Annotated in this window: 20 protein-coding genes; 10 read left to right on the top strand and 10 right to left on the bottom strand. The window is 63.3% G+C overall.

Going from position 1 to position 20,069, the window contains the following annotated elements; translation table 11 throughout:
• Window positions 1–10: 10 nt before the first annotated feature.
• The 5 genes from NKI61_RS09310 (at window position 11) to NKI61_RS09290 (ending at window position 4,880) form a co-directional block, all read left to right on the top strand.
• On the top strand, window positions 11–760 hold the full coding sequence (locus tag NKI61_RS09310; protein WP_502899881.1) for a M15 family metallopeptidase: 750 nt from the start codon (window positions 11–13) through the stop codon (window positions 758–760).
• 230 nt (window positions 761–990) lie between these two features.
• Window positions 991–2,019, top strand: a complete 1,029-nt coding sequence (locus tag NKI61_RS09305; protein ID WP_352839236.1) for a sulfate ABC transporter substrate-binding protein — start codon at window positions 991–993, stop codon at window positions 2,017–2,019.
• An 18-nt stretch (window positions 2,020–2,037) separates the two neighbouring features.
• Window positions 2,038–2,889, top strand: coding sequence for a sulfate ABC transporter permease subunit CysT (gene cysT, locus NKI61_RS09300; protein ID WP_023739910.1), 852 nt, complete (start codon window positions 2,038–2,040; stop codon window positions 2,887–2,889).
• Window positions 2,882–3,766, top strand: a complete 885-nt coding sequence (gene cysW / locus NKI61_RS09295) for a sulfate ABC transporter permease subunit CysW (RefSeq protein ID WP_023690809.1) — start codon at window positions 2,882–2,884, stop codon at window positions 3,764–3,766. Before cysT ends, cysW begins: the two co-directional genes overlap by 8 nt.
• 73 nt (window positions 3,767–3,839) lie before the next feature.
• Window positions 3,840–4,880, top strand: coding sequence for a sulfate/molybdate ABC transporter ATP-binding protein (locus NKI61_RS09290; RefSeq protein ID WP_352839235.1), 1,041 nt, complete (start codon window positions 3,840–3,842; stop codon window positions 4,878–4,880).
• A gap of 14 nt (window positions 4,881–4,894) precedes the next feature.
• Here the strand turns inward: NKI61_RS09290 and NKI61_RS09285 are convergent, their stop codons facing one another.
• Together NKI61_RS09285 and NKI61_RS09280 are read right to left on the bottom strand one after the other, a co-directional pair.
• Window positions 4,895–5,293 carry a type II toxin-antitoxin system VapC family toxin gene (locus NKI61_RS09285; protein ID WP_352839234.1) on the bottom strand — a complete coding sequence of 133 codons (399 nt, stop codon included), beginning with the start codon at window positions 5,291–5,293 and terminating at the stop codon, window positions 4,895–4,897.
• The gene (locus NKI61_RS09280) at window positions 5,293–5,565 is read right to left on the bottom strand and encodes an antitoxin (protein WP_352839233.1); all 273 of its coding nucleotides are present in this window, start codon (window positions 5,563–5,565) and stop codon (window positions 5,293–5,295) included. Before NKI61_RS09280 ends, NKI61_RS09285 begins: the two co-directional genes overlap by 1 nt.
• A gap of 253 nt (window positions 5,566–5,818) precedes the next feature.
• Between NKI61_RS09280 and NKI61_RS09275 the strand changes: the two genes are divergently transcribed.
• Complete coding sequence (locus NKI61_RS09275) at window positions 5,819–6,802, top strand: sulfate ABC transporter substrate-binding protein (protein ID WP_352839232.1); 984 nt, start codon at window positions 5,819–5,821, stop codon at window positions 6,800–6,802.
• A 261-nt stretch (window positions 6,803–7,063) separates the two neighbouring features.
• Window positions 7,064–7,513, top strand: coding sequence for an RrF2 family transcriptional regulator (locus tag NKI61_RS09270; protein WP_023673075.1), 450 nt, complete (start codon window positions 7,064–7,066; stop codon window positions 7,511–7,513).
• A 63-nt stretch (window positions 7,514–7,576) separates the two neighbouring features.
• Here NKI61_RS09270 and NKI61_RS09265 read toward each other — a convergent pair whose 3' ends face one another.
• Window positions 7,577–9,118 carry an acyl--CoA ligase gene (locus NKI61_RS09265; protein WP_502899880.1) on the bottom strand — a complete coding sequence of 514 codons (1,542 nt, stop codon included), beginning with the start codon at window positions 9,116–9,118 and terminating at the stop codon, window positions 7,577–7,579.
• A gap of 113 nt (window positions 9,119–9,231) precedes the next feature.
• Between NKI61_RS09265 and NKI61_RS09260 the strand changes: the two genes are divergently transcribed.
• On the top strand, window positions 9,232–10,380 hold the full coding sequence (locus NKI61_RS09260; RefSeq protein ID WP_352839230.1) for a lysophospholipid acyltransferase family protein: 1,149 nt from the start codon (window positions 9,232–9,234) through the stop codon (window positions 10,378–10,380).
• Here NKI61_RS09260 and NKI61_RS09255 read toward each other — a convergent pair.
• The 7 genes from NKI61_RS09255 to NKI61_RS09225 form a co-directional block, all read right to left on the bottom strand.
• Window positions 10,375–10,929, bottom strand: coding sequence for a gluconokinase (locus NKI61_RS09255; RefSeq protein ID WP_352839229.1), 555 nt, complete (start codon window positions 10,927–10,929; stop codon window positions 10,375–10,377). The genes NKI61_RS09260 and NKI61_RS09255 overlap by 6 nt on opposite strands.
• A 2-nt stretch (window positions 10,930–10,931) precedes the next feature.
• Window positions 10,932–11,918, bottom strand: coding sequence for an ABC transporter permease (locus NKI61_RS09250; protein ID WP_023673071.1), 987 nt, complete (start codon window positions 11,916–11,918; stop codon window positions 10,932–10,934).
• A complete protein-coding gene (locus tag NKI61_RS09245; RefSeq protein WP_023699661.1) occupies window positions 11,915–12,895 on the bottom strand; it encodes an ABC transporter permease in 981 nt (326 codons plus the stop codon). The genes NKI61_RS09250 and NKI61_RS09245 overlap by 4 nt, the downstream gene beginning before the upstream one ends.
• The gene (locus tag NKI61_RS09240) at window positions 12,892–14,457 is read right to left on the bottom strand and encodes a sugar ABC transporter ATP-binding protein (protein WP_352839228.1); all 1,566 of its coding nucleotides are present in this window, start codon (window positions 14,455–14,457) and stop codon (window positions 12,892–12,894) included. Before NKI61_RS09240 ends, NKI61_RS09245 begins: the two co-directional genes overlap by 4 nt.
• Window positions 14,458–14,550: 93 nt before the next feature.
• Complete coding sequence (locus NKI61_RS09235) at window positions 14,551–15,675, bottom strand: sugar ABC transporter substrate-binding protein (RefSeq protein ID WP_023682221.1); 1,125 nt, start codon at window positions 15,673–15,675, stop codon at window positions 14,551–14,553.
• A gap of 325 nt (window positions 15,676–16,000) precedes the next feature.
• The gene (gntR, locus tag NKI61_RS09230) at window positions 16,001–17,029 is read right to left on the bottom strand and encodes an HTH-type transcriptional regulator GntR (RefSeq protein WP_352839227.1); all 1,029 of its coding nucleotides are present in this window, start codon (window positions 17,027–17,029) and stop codon (window positions 16,001–16,003) included.
• A gap of 159 nt (window positions 17,030–17,188) precedes the next feature.
• A complete protein-coding gene (locus tag NKI61_RS09225; RefSeq protein ID WP_050587434.1) occupies window positions 17,189–18,361 on the bottom strand; it encodes an MFS transporter in 1,173 nt (390 codons plus the stop codon).
• Window positions 18,362–18,592: 231 nt separating this feature from the next.
• Here NKI61_RS09225 and NKI61_RS09220 point away from each other — a divergent pair, with 231 nt between their 5' ends.
• Both NKI61_RS09220 and iolE read left to right on the top strand, forming a co-directional pair.
• Window positions 18,593–18,880 (top strand): DUF3175 domain-containing protein, encoded by a 288-nt coding sequence (locus tag NKI61_RS09220; RefSeq protein ID WP_023673065.1) that lies wholly within the window; start codon window positions 18,593–18,595, stop codon window positions 18,878–18,880.
• 213 nt (window positions 18,881–19,093) lie between these two features.
• Window positions 19,094–20,005 (top strand): myo-inosose-2 dehydratase, encoded by a 912-nt coding sequence (iolE, locus tag NKI61_RS09215; RefSeq protein ID WP_352839226.1) that lies wholly within the window; start codon window positions 19,094–19,096, stop codon window positions 20,003–20,005.
• Window positions 20,006–20,069 lie beyond the last annotated feature (64 nt).

Here is a 20,069-nt window from a genome sequence, read left to right as displayed (position 1 = left end):
CTGCCGGCCAATGGCCGGCAGGCCAGAGGGGGGTGTGCCGAAGCGCTTGCATCGAGGATTGGCCTTAGCCGTATCCATGTTCGTTTCGACTTGCTCCCCCGCCTCCGCCGATCCCCTGCCCGCCGGCTTCGTCCGCCTGGCTGATGTCGATCCCTCGATCCGCCAGGACATCCGCTATGCCCGCCTGGAAAATTTCCTGCATCGCAAGACCGATGGCTACGACGCCCCAATCTGCATCCTCACGAAGCAAGCTGCGCAAGCGCTGTCCGGTGTGCAGAAAGCGCTCGCCGCCGATGGCCTGACGCTGGTCGTCTTCGACTGCTACCGCCCGGCCCGCGCCGTTGCCGACATGGGCAAATGGACCAGAGAGGGCGGCCCGCCCGATCCGCAATGGTACCCTCAGGTGCAGCGCGGCGACCTCATCGCCAAGGGCTATATCGGCGAATTGTCCACCCATTCGCGCGGCTCGACCGTCGATGTCGCCATCGCCCGCAGCGACGGCAAGAACAAGTCATCTGCCGCTTGCGGCGCGGCCGGCGCCGGCACGCTCGATTTCGGCACCAGCTTCGACTGTTTCGACCCGGCAAGCGAAACCGCACATCGCCCATTGGCGGCAGAAGCGGCGGCAAACCGCAAAAGGCTGCTCGACGCCATGCGCGCCGGCGGCTTCAAGAATTATGCGCGCGAGTGGTGGCACTACACGCTTCGGGATGAGCCGTTTCCAAAACTGCGCTTCGATTTTCCCATCACTGCGGGCTGAAGTGCCCGGTGCTACAGCGAGCCTTCCCTCGCTCGGCCTTGCTTCTGCGGTGTCAGATCCTAGATAGCGTCAAACCGTCCGGATTTGGGTTAGACCAATATGAGGAAAATATTTCCTTCTGAAACCCAATATCGGCGAAAATTTCCTTCGAGCGGACAAAAAAGGCAACGTTGAATGCATCTAATTTCTATCAATTCGATAGAGTTCAGCCGTCATCAACGGAGGCGGAAATGACCAAACCTCATTTCAAGAAACTGCTCGGCGCACTGGTCGCCACATCGATCCAGTTCGGCACGCTCGGTTTCGCGTTTGCCGATACGACCATTCTGAACGTGTCCTACGACCCGACACGCGAACTCTACAAGGCCTATGACGAAGCCTTCGTCGCACACTGGAAGGCCGAGACCGGCGAGACGGTTACCATCCAGCAATCGCATGGTGGATCGGGCGCCCAGGCCCGCGCCGTGATCGACGGCCTCGATGCCGATGTGGTCACGCTGGCGCTGGAGGGCGACATCAACGCCATCGTCACCAAGTCGAAGAAGATCAATCCGGACTGGCGCAAGAAATTCGAAAACAATTCGGCGCCTTACACCTCGACCATCATCTTCCTGGTCCGCAAGGGCAACCCGAAGGGCATCCACGACTGGAGCGATCTGGTCAAGGACGGCGTCCAGGTGATCACGCCGAACCCCAAGACCTCCGGCGGTGCGCGCTGGAACTACCTTGCCGCCTGGGCCTATGCCAACGCCAATGATGGCGGCGACGAAGCCAAGAACAAGGAATTCGTCGGCAAACTCTACGCCAATGCTCCGGTGCTCGACACCGGTGCACGCGGCTCGACGGTCACCTTCGCGCAAAAGGGCATCGGCGACGTGCTGATCGGCTGGGAAAACGACGCCTATCTGGCGCTCAATGAATTCGGAGCCGACAATTTCGAGATCGTCTATCCCCCGACCTCGATCCTGGCCGAGCCGCCGGTGGCGATCGTCGACGCCAATGTCGATGCCAAGGGCACCCGCAAGGTCGCCGAAGCCTATCTCGGCTGGCTCTATTCCAAGGAAGCCCAGACGATCATCGCCAAGAACCACTATCGTCCGGCCAAGCCCGAGTTGGTGGATGCGGCTGACATTCCGAAGAGGCCCGAAATCAAGCTGATCTCCATCGACGATCCGCTTTTTGGCGGCTGGAAGAAGGCACAGCCTTATCATTTCGGCGACGGTGGTATATTCGACCAGATCTACAAGCCGGCCCAGTAGGATTTAGATCAGGACGACATGACCATAGCACCCGCCAAGGCGGGGTGGCGATTCAGACAGCCGAGTGTCATTCCGGGTTTCGGATTGACGCTCGGCTTCTCGCTTGCCTACCTCACGCTCATCATCCTCATCCCCCTGTCGGGCCTGATCTGGCGCTCGGCAGCCCTCGGCTGGACCGATTTCTGGGCGATCGTCACCGACCGCCGGACCATCAACGCACTCGAAATCAGCTTCGGCACAGCCTTCATCGCAGCCGCCGTCAACGTCGTCTTCGGCACGCTCGTCGCCTGGGTGCTGGTGCGCTACCGTTTCCCCGGCCGCCGCGTCGTCGACGCCATGGTCGACCTGCCCTTCGCGCTGCCGACGGCGGTAGCCGGCATTGCGCTGACCACGCTTTATGCGCCCAATGGCTGGATCGGCCATCTCCTGGCGCCGCTCGGCATCAAGGTCGCCTACACGCCGCTCGGCATCGTCGTGGCGCTCGTCTTCATCGGCCTGCCCTTTGTCGTGCGCACGGTGCAGCCGATCATGGAGGAGATCGACAAGGAAGTGGAGGAGGCCGCCGCGACGCTCGGCGCCAACCGCTTCCAGATCATCACCCGCATCCTGTTTCCCGGTCTGGCGCCGGCCATCATCACCGGCTTCTCACTCGCCTTCGCGCGCGGCGTCGGCGAATACGGCTCGGTCATCTTCATCGCCGGCAACCTTCCCTACAAGTCGGAGATCGCACCGCTTCTGATCGTCATCCGGCTCGAGGAGTACAATTATCCGGCGGCCACCGCGATCGCGGCGATCATGCTTTTGCTGTCGTTCGTGATGCTGCTGGTCATCAACCTGGCGCAGTCATGGAGTCGCAAGCGCTATGGCTGACCCCGAGATCAAATCCTACGAACCGCATCACGAGAGCCGGTCGGCGGCGGTGACCGAAAGCCGGCCGGTGCGGCTGCTGCTGATGGCGGTGGCCTTCGCCTTCCTCGCCATCTTCCTGCTGCTGCCGCTGATCATCGTCTTCCACGAGGCGCTGGCGAAAGGCATTGGCGCCTACACGGAATCGCTCTCCAATCCCGATACGCGCTCGGCGATCCGGCTGACGCTGCTGGTGGCGGTGATCGCCGTGCCGCTCAACGTCGTCTTCGGCATTTCGGCTGCCTGGGCGATCGCCAAGTTCGAGTTCAAGGGCAAGGCTTTTCTAACCACGCTGATCGACCTGCCCTTCTCGGTCTCGCCGGTCATTTCCGGCCTGGTCTATGTCCTTTTGTTTGGCGCTCAGGGACTGTTCGGTGAATGGCTGAAGGCGCACGGCATCCAGATCTTGTTCGCCGTGCCCGGCATCGTGCTCGCGACCATCTTCGTCACCTTCCCCTTCGTTGCCCGCGAACTCATCCCGCTGATGCAGGAACAGGGCAACGGCGACGAGGAAGCCGCGCTCTCTCTCGGCGCCAACGGCTGGCAGACCTTCTGGTACGTGACGCTGCCCAACGTCAAATGGGGATTGCTCTACGGCGTGCTTTTATGCAACGCCCGCTCGATGGGCGAATTCGGCGCGGTCTCGGTCGTGTCGGGCCACATACGCGGGCTGACCAACACCATGCCGTTGCATGTCGAAATCCTCTACAACGAGTACAACGCCGTCGGCGCTTTTGCCGTCGCTTCGCTGCTTGCCGGCCTGGCGCTGGTCACGCTGGTCTTGAAAACACTTCTAGAGATGCGCTACGGCGCCGAGATCGCCGCGACGCGCGGGCACTGACTAAATGCATGTCGCCCAAGACTGGGAACCGGTTTTGCGACAACGACATGCACCAAATTACTGAGGGATCTACATGGAAGTTCGCGTTGCCAACGTACGCAAGGAGTTTGACCGGTTTCCGGCCCTCCATGACGTATCGCTTGACATCAAGTCGGGTGAGCTGATCGCGCTGCTTGGGCCATCCGGCTCCGGCAAGACGACGCTGCTGAGGCTTATCGCCGGCCTGGAGCGGCCGACGCGCGGAAAGATCTTCTTCGGCGACGAGGACGCCTCGCACCGCTCGATCCAGGAGCGCAATGTCGGCTTCGTCTTCCAGCACTATGCGCTCTTCCGGCACATGACGGTCGCCGACAATATAGGCTTCGGCCTCAAGGTCCGGCATGGACCGTCGCGACCACCGGCGGCCGAAATCCGCCGACGCGCCTCCGAACTGCTCGATCTCGTTCAGCTTTCCGGCCTGGAAAAGCGCTATCCGGCGCAACTTTCCGGTGGCCAGCGCCAGCGCGTGGCGCTCGCCCGGGCCATGGCCATCGAGCCCAAGGTGCTGTTGCTCGACGAGCCGTTCGGCGCGCTCGATGCGCAGGTGCGCCGGGAACTCCGCCGCTGGCTGCGCGAGATCCATGACCGTACCGGCCACACCACCGTCTTCGTCACCCACGACCAGGAAGAGGCGCTCGAGCTTGCCGACCGCGTCGTGGTGATGAGCCAGGGCCGCATCGAGCAGGTCGGCTCCGCCGACGAGATCTACGACACGCCGAACTCGCCCTTCGTCTACTCCTTCATCGGCGAATCGAGCATGCTGCCGGTCAAGGTTGAGAATGGCGAGATCTGGCTCGCCGACCGTCCGATCGGCGTGTCGGCGCAGCACGCACCCGAGGGCGATGCGACGCTGTATTTCCGCCCGCACGATATCGAACTGCTCGACGGCTGCAGCGGCTGCATCGCCGGCACGGTCGCCGCCAGCCGCCGCGTCGCCGGCACAAGACGCGTCGAACTGGAAATCGGCGGCGAGCGCCAGCGCGTCGAGATCGAACTGCCTGTGGACCATCCTGCGGCGCAGAAGAGCCGGGTGGCGTTCAGGCCGAGGCGCTGGAAGCTTTTCCCGGCGGCATAGACATCGATCCGGCGCTACTCCAGCCAGTTCTCGACCGTCAGGCCCTTGATCCGACGGAACTCAGCGGTGTTGGCCGTCACCAGTGTCGTCCCCAACACACAGGCATGGGCAGCAATGAAAAGATCATTGTGGCCGATTGGCTGGCCTCTGGCCTCCAGCTCGGCACGAAATGCTCCGTATTCGTTATCCATCCGCACATCGAGCGGCAACACAGGAATCTCGGCGAGCAATTCCTCCACCTTGGCGAGCAGCTTGGCCGATCTCTTCCGGGCGCAGCCATAACGCAGCTCCGAGGCGACAACGATGCTGGTGCACAGGGCACCGTCTCCCGCGCGAACCGCCGTACTGGCAGCCTTGCCGGCAGGGTTTCGGATCATGTCGCTGAGAATGTTGGTGTCCAGCATGAACCGCATCAAAAGATATCCTCGGGCCCGACGGGCGCATCACGGATAACCGGAAAATCGTCTTCGGGGCCAAGCGGCGGCTCTTTCGCCCATTGGGCAAGGAGCGCGACGAGGCCGGGTTTGCGGACCGGCTCGATGATCAGCCGGTCGCCATCGCGGCTGATCAGGACCTTCTCGCCAGGCAGCTCGAATTCGACAGGAATGCGAACCGCCTGACTGCGGTTGTTGCGAAACAACTTCGCCTCCCTGGGCGGTGGTATTGAGTGACGGTGCTGCGGCATGGCAGCCTCCCCTATCTGTTCCACTTGTATATGCCACTTGTATATGCCATTTGTATATGCCACTCGGCTTCGAATTGCAAACCACAGAAAAGCCCAACGCATCGGCATTTCGGCTGGAATGAAATTTCGCCGATAACTTGCTTCAGCGATTTCTTTTTCGCTGCAATGCCATACGTCTGCCCCGTGTGCCTCGCAGTACACCCTCCGGCCCGGCTATGTTCTGGCAACGCATTGCACATCGGAGCCTGTTTTCATGAAGCGTTTTTTGCTCAGCGTAGCCGCCGCCGGCCTGATCCTCGCCTCTTCGCAGGCCTGGTCGGCCGACAAATTGCTCAACGCTTCCTATGATGTCGGCCGCGAACTGTTCGTCCAGATCAACAAGGCTTTCACCGCCGGCCATCCCGGCGTCACGGTCGACCAGTCGCATGCCGGCACTTCGGCGCAGGCACGCGCCATTGCCGAAGGCTTGGGCGCCGATGTCGTCACCTTCAACCAGGTCACCGACATCGACTTTCTGGTCAAGAAAGGCCTCGTCTCCGCCGACTGGCAGAAGGATTTCCCCGACAACGCCTCGCCCTTCTATTCGCTCCCTTCGTTTCTCGTCCGCGCGGGCAACCCCAAGCACATCAAGGACTGGAACGACCTCGTGCGCGACGACGTGCAGGTGATCTTCCCCAACCCCAAGACCTCGGGCAATGCGCGCTACACCTATCTGGCCGCAACCGCCTACGCCAAGGAAGCCTTCAAGGGCGACGACGCCAAGGTGAAGGAGTTCGTCACCAAGCTGTTCAACAACGTGCCGATCTTCGACACCGGCGGGCGCGCCGCCACCACCACCTTCGTGCAGCGCGAGATCGGCGACGTGCTGATCACCTTCGAGTCGGAAACGCGCGGCATCCGCAAGGAGTATGGCAACGACAAGTTCGAACAGGTCACGCCAGCGGTCAGCCTGCTCGCCGAATTCCCGGTGGCGATCGTCGACAAGGTCGCCGACGAGCACGGCAGCCGTGACCTCGCCAAGACCTATCTCGACTTCCTCTACACGCCCGAGGGCCAGACCATCGCGGCTGAAAATGGCCTGCGTGCCCGCAACGCTGCAGTCGCGGCAAAATACAAGGCCGACTTCCCCGATGTCCGCCTGCTGACGGTGGAAGACGTCTTTGGCGGCTGGGACAAGGTACAGAAGGAGCACTTCGCCGCCGGCGGTCTGCTCGACCAGACCTATGGCAGCCGCTGATATCAGCAGCGTTCGACCTCACCTCACAAGAAAGCCGGCGCTTTGCCGGCTTTTTCGTTTTCGCGCGCCGACAAACGGCTTTCATGCGGAATCTGTCGCGATCGGCGAAAAACGTTACAAAGAATCAACGCCTTTGTGCCTAACGTCTCAACCGGGCGGCTTGTTCTACGCGAAACCGGGTTGTTCAGGCGAAACGTCATGATTTGCACACAAACAACCGCCAGATGCGGGTGGTTGGGGTTTTCATGAACTGAAGCGGGCATGCTTACCAAAAAAGGCAAATATGGCCTCAAGGCCCTCGTGCATCTTTCCGGCCTGCCGGTCGGCCAGCTTGCATTCGTCAACGACATCGCGATCGCCAACAACATCCCGAAGAAATTCCTGGATGCCATTCTGGGCGAGCTGCGCAATGCCGGTTTCGTCCTCAGTCGCAAGGGCAAGGAAGGCGGTTATCGCCTCGCCCGGCCGGCTTCCGAAATCAAGATCGGCCACGTCGTGCGCGTGCTGGACGGCCCGCTCGCTCCCATACCCTGCGCCAGCCGCACGCAATACCAGCGCTGCGAGGATTGCGACGAGGCGACCTGCCAGGTCCGGCACATGATGCTGGAAGTGCGCCAGGCGATCGCCGAAGTGCTGGACAATCGCAGCCTCGCCGCCATGCGCGACGCCGACAATGATGATTTTCCGGTCGAGCTGACATCGCAGATCTAAATTAGAGCATGGTCCCGAAAAGTGCGAAGCGGTTCGGACAAGATCATGCTGAAATGAGAGTCCTCAGACCAGGCCGAGCTTGCCGGCCAGGCCGACGCGCTGGATTTTGCCGGTGGGACCCTTGGGTATCTCCTGGAGAAACAGGATGTGGCGCGGCACCTTGAACTCGACGATCCGGCTGCGCGCGAAATCACGAATCTGCTCGGCATCGGCGGTGGCGCCCTCGGCCAGCACGATGGCCGCACCCACCTCTTCGCCGAGCATGGCGTGCGGCACGGCGAAGGTCACCGCCTGCGCCACCAGCGGATGATCGAGCAGCACATTGTCGACCTCGAGCGGCGAGATCTTTTCGCCGCCGCGATTGATGATCTCCTTCAGCCGCCCGGTGATCTTCAGATCGCCATCCTCGTCGATGAGGCCCTGGTCGCCGGTGCGGAACCAGCCATCGCTGAAGGCAGCTTCATTGGCCACCGGATTGTCGAGATAGCCATCATGGATGTTGGCGCCGCGCACCGCGATCTCGCCCTTTTCACCCGCCGGCAGGATCGTCCCCTTGTCGTCCAGGATCGTCACCTGCGGACCCGCAGGCAGGCCGACCGAGCCTGGCTTGCGGCGTGCCGGCGGCAGGCCATTGGATGTCATCTGGTGCGCCGCCTCGGTCATGCCATAGGCCTCGACCACCGGACAGCCGAAGACGCGCTCGAGGTCGCGGAACACGGTGTCGGGAAGCGCTGCCGAAGACGAGCGAATGAAGCGCAGCCGCGCAGCCGCGATGGTTTCGCCATGGCGGGCGGCGCGCGCCAGGATCGCCTGATGAATGGTCGGCACCGCGGTGTACCAGCTCGGCCGGAAGTCGCCCAGCCAGCCGTGGAATTTGAGCGGGTTGAAGCCCGGCGTGCAGACAACAGCGCCGCCGACTGCCAGCTGTGCGCTGAGCGCCGCCATCAGCCCGTGAATATGGAACAGCGGCATCACGTTGAGACAGATATCGTTTGCCGACAGCGCCAGGGTGCTGGCGATGTTGGCCATCGATGCCTGCAGATTGCGCTGCCGCAAGCCGACGATCTTCGGCCGCGCCGTGGTTCCCGATGTGTGCAGGACAAGCGCGAAATCGTCGGGTCCGTTGAGCTGCGCTTCGTCTAGGCGGGCCTCGCCGGCAGCCTCCACCTCGGCGTCGCCCGCCAGGAGAAACTCGCCGGCCTTGGCGCCGTCAGTCACGACGACGTCGAGCACCGCAATGCCGAGCCCCTTTGCGGCGTTGCGCGCGGCATCGCCCATGCCTTGTCCGCACAGCAGCAGCTTCACATCGAGATCGCCGAGATAGAAGCGGAATTCGTCTTCGCCGTAAGCCGGATTGAGCGGCGCAGCCGTCGCCAGCGCCGAGACCGCCAGGAAACAGGCCGCCATTTCCGGGCCGTTGGGCAAGACGATGCCCACGGCCGTGCCGTGGGCAACGCCACGCCTGGCGAGATCGCCGCAGAGCTTGTCGACAAGATTGGCGAGGCCGGCAAAGCTCAGGGATGGCCGGTCCGGCGCCATCAGCGCCACCGCAGCCGGCCGCCAGGGCCCCAGTTGGGGAAGTGCTACCGATAGGGCCTGTTTCAAGTTCGAACCCTGAATGGCGTTCACCATGGCCTTGCCGGCGCCGATTGCGCGCCCGTGGCAGACGAAGTAAAGCGATTTCCGGACGCACGCAAGAACAGGTGGACACCGATCGGATGAGGCTGCCGTGGTTGGGAAAATCCCGGAAAGCCGACCGGACACCATCGTCCGCCGTCATTTATCATACGGAAATCATCGCCGACATCCTGGTGCCCGAACGCGCCGAGCATGTCCGCTTCTTCAGCCGCAAGCAGGTTCGCGCCGGCAAGTTGCGCACCTTCAACAACAGGGATTTCCGCGAGCTGCTGCTGGCCGCCTTCTATCTCGGGGTCGCGGCATTGCTACCGGTCAATTGGTGGGCCGCGATCTGCAGCCGCGTATCGGGGCTGCGCCTCAAGCGCCATATCCGCAAGGATTTCGTGCGCTACGCCGCCGCGACGCGCGCCGTGCTCGGCAATGGCATCGATGCGCAAAAGCAGTTCAGGGCCTTGCTCTGCGCCAACCACCGTCGGCGTCTGCTGCTTGCCGCGCATCTCATCGGCCGCCGGTGGTCGCCTGATATCCGGCTGGAAGGCCTGGAAGGTCTGGAAGCGGCGCTGAAGCGCGGCCACGGCGCTATCATCTGGTGCGATCAGTTCACGGCCCAGACCATAATCGGCAAACGCGCTCTCCATGAAGCCGGAATCGAGACACACCAGCTCAGCGTCAGGGCTCACGGCATATCCGATTCGACCTTCGGCTTGCGCTTCCTGAACCCGCCGATGGTTCGGGTCGAGAACCGTTTCCTGAAAAGCCGGATCGTGTTCGACCGCAGCGACGCCTACCAGGTCACCGGCCGGATCCAGAAGATCCTTGGCAGCAACGGCGTGGTGTTGGTGACCAACACGGTGCATGCCGGCTCGACATTCACCGAAGTCGGCCTTGGCGAGAGCGGCTGGACCCACCTGGCTTCGGCGCCGACGAATTTCGCTGCCAGAGGCAAGGCGGCGCTGTTTTCCATGTCGACCTTCGAGACCGATCCGTTCCGCCAATACCGCGCCGTCCTAAGTCCCGAACTGGTGCCGGCCCCGGCAGAGGCCGGCGAGCCCGCGACCAGAGCCGGCGGCGCCAAGAACACGGCGCTTCAGGCCGAGTACATATTGCTCAAGCGCGACCGCTTGCTGGAGGCGTTGAAACTCTATCCCGAGCAAATGATGGTCTGGTCAGGCCATGACCGGTTCACCGAACGGCCGGAAACCGCCTTGCCCGACGAGGGTGGTTCATGATTTTGCGCCGGCCAGCAGGCTGGCAACGGCGGTGACGATCTCAGCCACTGGAAGTGTGGCGTCGGCCGTCAGCGCCCGCTCGTCGGCGCCAGGCGGTTCAAGGATGGCGAACTGGCTTTCGACCAGGCTTGCCGGCATGAAATGCCCCTTGCGGCTGGCGACACGCTGCTTGGCGGTAGCGGGATCGATCTCCAGATAGATGAAAACGATATCCCGGCGGAAGCCGCGCAGACGATCGCGGTAGCTGCGCTTCAGCGCCGAGCAGGCGGCAACCACGATTTGGCCGCCGCCGGTCAGGTCGGCGATCCGCTCGCCGATGGCATCGAGCCAGCCCTCACGCAGTTGATCTGTGAGCGGCTCACCGCTCGCCATGCGGGCGACGTTTTCGGGCGGGTGCAGCCTGTCGCCTTCGACAAAGACGGCCCCTTCCTCTGCTGCCAATGCCTTGCCGACAGCCGACTTTCCGCAGCCGGCGACGCCCATCACCACAATGGCCCGGGGCACTGAGCCGGTAGCGCCCATTGGCGCCTGTGCCGTCTCTTCGTCCACGGTCAGCGGCTTGCCGGCGCGCGGCCGTAGAGCAGGAGCATGGCAACGATGACCAGGCCATAGACGATCTGCCGCCCCGCCTCCGGCATCTGCATGACCGAGAGGATGGACTGCAGGAGCGTGATCAGAATGACACCGGCGACGGTGCCGAGATAGGAGCCGCGGCCACCCAGGATGGAGGTGCCGCCCAGAACCACGGCGGCGATCGACGGCAGGAGATAGGCATCCCCCATCGATTGCGCCGCCTTGGAGGCATAGCCGGCGAGAAGCACCCCGCCAAAGGCGGACAGCCCGCCTGAGATAGCGAAGGCGATCATCACCACGCGCCTTGTATCGATGCCGGAGAGATAGGCGGCACGCTCGCGGTTGCCGATGCCGTAGACGGTGCGGCCGAAGCTGGTGCGGGACAGCACGAACACCATCGCGGCACCAATCAGCGCCCAGATGATGACGGCGTTAGGCACGCCAGGAATGGTAAAACCTGTCGCAAGATAGCGCATGGCGCCGGTGGCCGAATCCTGTGGCGAGTAGCCGCCGGTATAAACGACCATGAGCCCCTGAGCGACAGCGTTGGTTGCGAGCGTGATGATCATCGAGGGTATGCGCAGATAGGCGACGCCAAAGCCGTTGACGATGCCGATCAGCACCCCGCAGAAGATGCCGAACGGGATGGCCAGCGCCACACCGATCGGGCCATAGGCCGCAGCCGCACACGCCATCATCGCGCCCGCCGCCACCGCCCACGGCACCGACAGGTCGATCTGGCCTAGCAGGATGACCAGCATCATGCCTGTGGCGATGACGCCGAGGAACGAGGCCACCTTGAGCTGCTGCAAGAGATATTCAGGCGACAGAAAGCTCCTGGAATAGAGGCTGCCTAGGAACAGCAACAGCACGATGCAGGCGAAGGCCGTCAGCACCGCCGGATCGGCGCGGCGGATGAATTTCGGCATGCGGCCGGCTATGCCTCCCAACGTCGTTTCGCTCACAGGAACCACTCCAGCCGGTTGCGGACCCGAAACAGTGCGAAGGCGCCGAGGCTGACCGCAACCAGCAGGATAACGCCCTGGAACAGTGGCTGCCATAGCGGGTCGAAATCGAACACGAACAACAGGTCGCCGATGGTGCGGAAGGCCAACGCGCCGAAGATGGCGCCGATGGCGCTGCCTTTGCCGCCGAACAGCGAGACGCCGCCCAGCACCACCGCGGCGATTGAAAACAGCGTATAGGCGTTGCCGCTGGCATAGGCTGCATCGCCGGTATAGGTGAAGAAGGTCAGGAACAGTCCGCCGATCGCGGCCAACAGGCCTGCGAGCGCGTAGGCAGCGAACTTGCCGCGCCTTATCGGCACACCGGACATGTAGGCCGCCGTCTCCGAGGACCCGGCCGCATAGGCCGCGCGCCCGAGCACCGAGCGGCTGAACGGCACCCAGACCACGAGCACGACGGCGAGCAGCACGACCAGGCTCGCCGGCACCACGCCGAACAGGCGTCCAGTCAGCGCGTCGGCGAGACCTTCGTTGACCGACCCGCCGGGAAACGGCCTCAGCAGCAGCGCGATGCCGAAATAGACCGCACCCGTGGCGATGGTGGCGACGATCGGCTGCAGGCGGCCGTAGATGACGATGGCGCCGTTGATCGCTCCGCACAGGAGCCCGGTGCCGAGCACGGCGATGACGCCGAAAGCGGTCTCGAGGCCGGTGCCGATGACCAGCCAGGAGGCGAGGCAATTGGTCAGCGTGAAGATCATGCCGACGGAGAGGTCGATGCCGGCGGTGATCACGACCAGTGTCTGCGCCATGGCGACGAAGGCGAGCAGCACGCCCTTGTTGGACGCCGTCTGCACGACATTGGCGGTGAAGCCCGCCGGATGGTTCGAGGTGTAGATGACGAACATGACAATGAATATGCCGAGTGCCATCAGTGTTCCGCGCTGCTCGGCCAGCCAGTAGCGCCACTCTTTCACGCGTCCGCTCCCTGTCTTGCGCCGGCATCGTCTCTCGCGCCGCCGTCATCGCCGTGAATGTTGAGCGCGCTTGCAATGAGCGCCCGCTCGGTGATCTCGGCCCCGACCAGCTCGCGCTTGACCGCGCCGTCATAGAGCACCAGCACGCGGTCGCAGCAGCCGATCAGTTCGTCATAGTCGGTCGAATAGAACAGGATCGCCGCCCCCGCATCCGCCAGCTTGCGCATCAGTTGATAGAGTTCCTGCTTGGTGCCGACGTCGATGCCGCGCGTCGGATCGTTGAGCAGGATGATGCGCGGCTGGCGCATCAGCCATTTGGCGATGACCACCTTCTGCTGGTTGCCCCCCGACAGCGCACCGACCGGAATGTCGAGGCCGGCCGTCTTGATCGCCAGCAGCCCGACCATGTCGTCGATCAGCCGCTGTTCGGCGGCGCGGTCGATGATGCCGGCCTTGGACAGCCGGTCTAGGGCGGCAAAGGAGAGGTTCTCGCGCACCGTCATCGGCAGCATCAGGCCTTCGGTCTTGCGGTCCTCCGGGATCAGCGCCATGCCGATGCGGTCGTCGCGCGCCGCTTGCGGGCTGGCGATCGAAACCGGCTTGCCGTCGATAAGGATCTGGCCGCCGAGACCGCGCAGCACACCGAAAAAGGCAAGCAGCAATTCGCGCTGGCCCTGGCCGTCCAGGCCGCCAAGGCCGACGACCTCGCCTGCCCCGACCGTCAGCGAGACATCGTCCAGCCGGTCCGTCCAGGACAGCTTGCGCGCCTCCAGCACGGGAACCGCGGCGGCTGCAGCGCGCGCGGGTTTCGGCGGGAAAATATGGCTGTATTCGCGCCCGATCATCAGTTCGACGACTTCGTTGTCGCTCTTTGTGCCTGCCTTGTAGCTGGCGACATTGCGGCCGTTGCGAAACACTGTGCAGTGGTCGGCAAGCTCGGCGATCTCGTTCATGCGGTGCGAAATGTAAAGCAGCGCCAGCCCTTCCGAGCGCAACCGCTTGAGCACGCTGAATATTCTGGCGACGTCCGCCGCGGTCAGCGCCGAGGTCGCCTCGTCGAGGATCAGGATGCGCGGCTTCCTGGCCAATGCCTTGGCGATCTCGACCATCTGTCTTCTTGAAAGCGGAAGATCCTTGACCAGCGCCAATGGATGGATGTCGGCCGCACCTGCGCGTGCCAGCGCATCCTCGGCAATGCGGCGCTGCGCCTTGCGGTCGATCATGCCGAAACGCTTCGGCGGATCGGAGATGACGATGTTGTCGGCAACGCTGAGTTCGGGAACCAGCGACAGCTCCTGGAAGATGCAGACGATGCCGGACTTGTTTGCAGCAGCAGGGGAAGCGAACGTCACCTCGCTGCCGTTCAGCATCATGCGGCCTTCGTCGGGCGCGACGACGCCCGCCATGACCTTGATCAGCGTCGATTTGCCGGCGCCGTTTTCGCCGAGAATGGCGTGGATGCTACCGGACGAGACCGAAAGCTCGGCCTTTTCCAGCGCCCGCACACCACCATAGCGCTTGGATATGCCTTCCATCCGGAAGAGCGGAACCGCACCGTCCATCGGCCCTCCCGAGGCAGTTTGACTTCAAGGGATATCGAGTGGCCGGCGCCGCGGAGATCCCGCGGCGCCGGATATGCCGCCTATTGGTCAGCCCTATTGGTCAGCTTTGGTCTGGCCCATAATTTCCTGCGCGGTGAAATTGATGCCGCAGGTCGGGAAGGAATTGCCGACGAAGAAATTGTCGGACTGGTCGGGGAAGAAATCCTGACCGGCCTTGAAGTTCGGGTCCTCGACGATCGCCAGCGGCAGCTTCACCGCTTGCGGCACAACGTTGCCTTCGAGCGCGGCAATCGCCGTCTTGATGGCGACCGCGACCTGCGCCGGACCGGTGCCGGCCGATGAGCATTTCAGCCCGTCGCCGGCATGTGCCGCGCAGAACTTGCGGAAACCGTTCTCGGTCTCCCCGCCGAACGGCACGAAAGCATGCTTGGCATCGATCATCGCCTGCACGATGCCGGTGTCGCCGCCTTGCCCGGTGATTCCGTCGAACGGACCGTTGGTGGCAATGGCGTCGGCCGTAGCCTTCTGTGCCACGCCGTCGTCCCATTTGCCGACCACCTCGGTGACGTCCCATTTCTTGCCGGAGGCATCGAGCGCTTCATGGATTCCGTTGTGACGGTCGGTGTCGACGGAAGTCCCGGCAACGCCGCGCACTTCGAGCACCTTGCCGCCATTCGGCACATGGCCGACCAGCCATTTGCCCCACAATTCGCCAAGGCCCTTCTGGTCGACATTGACGTTGATGGCGTCCTTGGTATCGAGAATATTGTCGAAGGCGACGAGGATGACGCCAGCTTCCTTGGCGCGCTTGATGACCGGCCCGAAAGCGGTCGGGTTCTGGGCGTTGACGACGATCGCGTCATAGCCGGAATCGATGAAGTTGTTGATCGCCGAAATCTGAGCCGGCACGTCCTCGCCGGTCGAGACGACCTTGAATTCCTTCAGTTTCGCGGCGACCTCCGGCTGGGCCGCATAGGCCTTGGCGGTCTGCACCATCTGGATGCGCCAGGTGTTGGCGATATAGCCATTGGCGAGCGCGATGCGGTATGGGCCGTCTTTCTTGGGGAACTTGAAGAACTGCGTATCGGCCGCCCAGGGCGCAAAGCAATCCGGCTCAGCCGACGGGCCCTTGACAACTTCCGGGTCGGCCATGGCCGACGAACTCAGCATGACGAATGCAGTCGCGGCAACGATGCCACCAACAAGTGACTTGATCATCGATATTCCTCCCAGTTGTAGTTTTATTTGCTGCTGCTTATTAATTTGATGCTGTTTGTCGTGGTGTGTTTTCCACGCCTGCCGAAGGCCCTCCAGCCTGGCCGGCGCCACGTCTCAAGGGCCCGAAGCCGGCCCGATCCCCTCCCCCTCGCCGCTTCACAGGCGAGAAACGAAACTAGCATATTATACATAATAAACAAGCATGAGCTGTTGCTTATGTATAATAAACAGGCACGGCCTCTCATCAAAACGTCTGCCCGACGAAAATGGTAGCGCTACCATGACGTCGTGTAAAGCACCATTTGCTGAGGCCGCCAAAGCGTGTTCAGCGTGCGGTGCTCTCGCGGGGCTTGAGTTCGAAACCGAGATTGACGACCCGCCGCTCAGGCCTTCGTCCTGCGATCGCCGCCAGCGCCATGGCAACAGACCGACGGCCGATTTCATAGCGAGGGGTGCGGATACTGGTGAGCGGCGGGAACGCCGCCTGCATCATTTCGAGGTCGTTGAAGCCGACTATGCCGATTGTTTTCGGCACGTTGAGCGCGGCGCTATGGCATTCGAACAAAACGCCGAGCGCGATGTCGTCATTGTTGCAGAAGACGCCGTCGAGCGCGGGCATCTTGGCCAGCGCATCGCGAAGCAGCTCGCGGCCGAGCGTCACGCTGGACAGTAGCGGAGTGGTGGTGACCAGCCGGGGGTCGAACAGGCCGGCCTTCTCCATTGCCGCGCGATAGCCGGCAAGCCGCCGCTGCGAGCGCGGGTCCATGCGTGCGCCGATGAAGCCGATCCGCCGGTAGCCCGCCTCGATCAGATGCTCGGTCGCGGTGCGGCCGCCGTCGAAATGCGAGAAGCCGACCAGCATGTCGACCGGATCGGGCCCGGTCTCCATCACCTGCACCACCGGGCAGCCTGCGCTCTCCAGCAGCTTTCGCGAGGTCGGCGTCTGGTCGATGCCGGCCACGATCAGCGCCGCCGGGCGCTGCGGTGCGAACACCTGCAGCAGGCGCTCCTCCTCGAGGCCGGAATAATGGGTGTTGCCGAGCTGGACGCGGAACGGGCCGTCCGACAGGCTGTCATAGATGCCGCGCACCACTTCTGCGAAGACGTTGTTGGTCAGCGACGGCACCAGCACGCCGAACACATCGGCGCGCGCCGAGGCCAGCGCCCGTGCATTGGGATCCGGGACATAACCGAGTTCGTCGACGGCGGCCTGGATCTGGCGCCGCAGATCTTGGCTGACGCGTTCCGGTTCGCGCAACGCCCGCGACACGGTGATGGCGCCGACGCCGGCCTTGCGCGCAACATCTGATAGGGTCGGGCGGCCGCCGCCGCGACGCGAGCGCGGCTTGGTCATGGACATCCTCCACGTGCCGGGCCCCGGCCGCTGCGCCCTTGCGAAACCATGTTCAGCTTTTCCACTGCCACCATGCCAACCGGCTGCTGCCGCACCCACTCGCCTGCTGGCGTCGCGCAGCCAATCGCCCTTGTCAAGCAACAGGGCAATCCTGCCTTCCTAAGCCATCAGGGCAGCACTGCGTTTTGCTTTCCACAGCAGCAGCCCGATCGCCACTATGTTCAGCAAGTTCCACGCGATCCCGTTGAGGAACGCGGCGGCGTAGGAGCCCGTCAGGTCGTAGATCCAGCCCGACATCCAGCCACCGATCGCCATGCCGAAGATGGTCGCCATCATGACGATGCCGATACGCTGGCCGGCCTCCCTGGCGGGCAGGTATTCGCGCACGATGATGGCATAGCAAGGCACGATGCCGCCTTGCGACAGGCCGAACACCAGCGACACGACATAGAGCGAGGCAAGCCCGTCGAACGGGATGTAAAACAAAAGCGACAGGCATTGCAGCACGGAACCGATAAGCAGGGTTTTCACGCCGCCGATGCGGTCGGCGACAAAGCCGGAGGCGAGCCGGCTGACGACGCCCGCCGCCATCATGATCGACAGCATGTCGGCGCCATGCGCAATGCCGTAGCCAAGATCCATGCAATAGGCGACGATGTGCACCTGCGGCATCGACATCGCCACGCAGCAGCCGAGACCGGCAACGATCAGCAGCACCTGTAACGCCGCCGGCGACAGCGAAATCGACTGCACTGGCCGGCTTCCGGGTGAACCGGCAGCAGCCGCCGCCGGAGCAGCGCGCCGCAACAACAGCACCAGTGGCACCATGGTGACCAGGCAGAAGACACCGATGCCGGCATAGGTGAAGCGCCAGCCTTCCGCCTTGATCAGTGTCGGCATGATGGTTGGCCAGAGCGCTCCGGCGAGATAGTTGCCAGCCGCCGCAGCTGTGACGGCGACGCCGCGCCGACGGTTGAACCAGTGCGAGATGTCGGCGATCAGCGGCCCGAAGATCACCGATGTGCCGACACCAATCAGCACGCCCTGGGCAAGGGTGAATTGCAGGATAGAGGTCGACAGCGCGGCGAGCAGCAGGCCGGCGGCGAGAGCCACCGAGGATAGCAGTGCCGGGATCCAATACCCCATGCGATCGACCGCGCGGCCAACGAGCACATTGCCGGCGGCGAAGCCGACCATGGTTGCGGTGTAGGGCATCGATGCCGCGGCGCGGTCAACGCCGAACTCGGCCTGCACGGCCGGCAGCACGACGACGACGGCCCACATGCCGACCGCACCGATCGTCGCCAGCAGCATGGAGATGGCAAGCCGCATCCAGGCGTAGCTGCTGTCGATGCCGGGGCTATCCGCCTGATTGGCGACGATCGGGGTCAAGGCGTTTCCTGTCTACGGTCCTGGGAAGTCGACCGTTGTGTCGCCACTATCGGCGCTTTCACCGCGACGGGCAGCGCCACAGGGCCATGATCCGTGGCTCCAGCGGCCCGGCGACTTTCTCGGGAACCGGCGGCGGCCTGCCCAAGTTTTTGCGACAGGAAGGAGTTTGTCATGACCGCGAAAAAGAAATGGTCGGCCGAGGTGACCGAGCACAGCGATGCGATGGACCTTGAGGACCACATCTTCGAAGCCGACGACGCCAGGAAGATCGCGGCCTCGCTCAAGCGCTCGGCCGAGCACAGCGACCGCCGCAAGGCCGAGCCGTTTCAGTCGGCCATGTCGATGCTGAATTTCTACATCAACCGCGCCGGCAAGAACCTGCCGCAGGCGCGCCGGAAAGTGCTCGAGGACGCCAAGGACGAACTGCGCGCGGCCTTCGGAAGGCCGCAGCAGGATTAATGCATGTCCTCAAAAGTGGCGCCGGTTTTGAGACAACGACATGCATAAACAAAGACCTAAGCGCGTCGACTTAGTCCGTTCAAACGGGACGCGCTTTAGCGCTCCCGATTGGCTCTGCCAAATTCACCTCAACTGGACCTAGTGACAGGTCCTCTTTCCCCTCAGTTTGCCGGCCTCGGCTTTGTGTTTCCCCGAGCCCTTTGAAGTAGCGGCATGACGGTCAAGATCGGCATCAATCCCATCACCTGGAGCAATGACGATGTTCCCGCACTCGGCGGCGATACGCCGCTCGCGACATGCCTGTCGGAAACCAGGCAGGCCGGCTATCGCGGCACCGAACTCGGTGGCAAATTCCCCAGGCGAAGCGACGAGCTTGGACCGATCCTGTCTTCTTACGGACTGGAGCTCGTCTCCGGCTGGTATGACGGCCGCATTCTGGACCGCACGGTCGACGAGGAATTCGCCGCCATCACCTCGCATCTGACCCTGCTGCGCGACCTCGGCGCCAAGGTCGTCGTCTATGCCGACACCTCGCGCGGCCGTCATGACGGCATTTTCGCGCCGATCTCACAGCGTCCGCGCCTCGCTGACGGCGAATGGACCGCCTATGGCGAGAAGCTGACCGAACTCGCCGACCGCATGGCTGCCTTCGGCGTCGGCATGGCTTTCCATCACCATATGGGCACCATCGTCGAGAGCGATGACGAGGTCGACAGGCTGATGGCCGCAACCGGCAATAGCGTCGGCCTGCTGTTCGATACCGGCCATTGTCTGTTCTCAGGCGGCGACCCGGCCTCCCTCCTGAACCGGCATCTCGACCGCATCGTGCATTTCCATTGCAAGGACGTCCGGGCGGCCGTGCTGGAGAAGGCACGGCGCGAGGACATGAGTTTCATGGCGGCAGTGATGGAAGGAATCTTCACCGTGCCCGGCGATGGCTCCGTCGATTTCCTGTCGCTGCTGCAGCCTCTGGCCAGCCATGGCTTCGAAGGCTGGATCGTCGTTGAGGCCGAGCAGGATCCGGCCAAGGCACACCCCTTGACCTATGCCACGAAAGGTTACGCTTCGCTTCTCAAAACGGCCTGCGCGGCCGGGTTCGACGTCGCGATACGAGACTTGGCCTAACCACCGCCGGGGGGCTGGTGGTTGGGCCGGTTGGGCGCGCGCCTCGGTAGGGGTAGCGACGCGA

Origin of the sequence: Mesorhizobium sp. M0514, from assembly GCF_040321145.1 — a bacterium.
In the GTDB taxonomy this organism is placed as follows: Bacteria; Pseudomonadota; Alphaproteobacteria; order Rhizobiales; family Rhizobiaceae; genus Mesorhizobium.
Note: the sequence above shows the minus strand (reverse complement) of the source record. Positions and strands in the feature narration are given on the sequence as shown.

Excerpts from the sequence above, each read along its gene's own strand:
- NKI61_RS09310 (WP_502899881.1), top strand. The coding sequence starts at position 11 with ATGGCCGGCAGGCCAGAGGGGGGTGTGCCGAAGCGCTTGCATCGAGGA.
- NKI61_RS09305 (WP_352839236.1), top strand. The coding sequence starts at position 991 with ATGACCAAACCTCATTTCAAGAAACTGCTCGGCGCACTGGTCGCCACA.
- cysT (WP_023739910.1), top strand. The coding sequence starts at position 2,038 with ATGACCATAGCACCCGCCAAGGCGGGGTGGCGATTCAGACAGCCGAGT.
- cysW (WP_023690809.1), top strand. The coding sequence starts at position 2,882 with ATGGCTGACCCCGAGATCAAATCCTACGAACCGCATCACGAGAGCCGG.
- NKI61_RS09290 (WP_352839235.1), top strand. The coding sequence starts at position 3,840 with ATGGAAGTTCGCGTTGCCAACGTACGCAAGGAGTTTGACCGGTTTCCG.
- NKI61_RS09285 (WP_352839234.1), bottom strand. The coding sequence starts at position 5,293 with ATGCGGTTCATGCTGGACACCAACATTCTCAGCGACATGATCCGAAAC.
- NKI61_RS09280 (WP_352839233.1), bottom strand. The coding sequence starts at position 5,565 with ATGCCGCAGCACCGTCACTCAATACCACCGCCCAGGGAGGCGAAGTTG.
- NKI61_RS09275 (WP_352839232.1), top strand. The coding sequence starts at position 5,819 with ATGAAGCGTTTTTTGCTCAGCGTAGCCGCCGCCGGCCTGATCCTCGCC.
- NKI61_RS09270 (WP_023673075.1), top strand. The coding sequence starts at position 7,064 with ATGCTTACCAAAAAAGGCAAATATGGCCTCAAGGCCCTCGTGCATCTT.
- NKI61_RS09260 (WP_352839230.1), top strand. The coding sequence starts at position 9,232 with ATGAGGCTGCCGTGGTTGGGAAAATCCCGGAAAGCCGACCGGACACCA.
- NKI61_RS09240 (WP_352839228.1), bottom strand. The coding sequence starts at position 14,457 with ATGGACGGTGCGGTTCCGCTCTTCCGGATGGAAGGCATATCCAAGCGC.
- NKI61_RS09235 (WP_023682221.1), bottom strand. The coding sequence starts at position 15,675 with ATGATCAAGTCACTTGTTGGTGGCATCGTTGCCGCGACTGCATTCGTC.
- gntR (WP_352839227.1), bottom strand. The coding sequence starts at position 17,029 with ATGACCAAGCCGCGCTCGCGTCGCGGCGGCGGCCGCCCGACCCTATCA.
- NKI61_RS09225 (WP_050587434.1), bottom strand. The coding sequence starts at position 18,361 with ATGCGGCTTGCCATCTCCATGCTGCTGGCGACGATCGGTGCGGTCGGC.
- NKI61_RS09220 (WP_023673065.1), top strand. The coding sequence starts at position 18,593 with ATGACCGCGAAAAAGAAATGGTCGGCCGAGGTGACCGAGCACAGCGAT.
- iolE (WP_352839226.1), top strand. The coding sequence starts at position 19,094 with ATGACGGTCAAGATCGGCATCAATCCCATCACCTGGAGCAATGACGAT.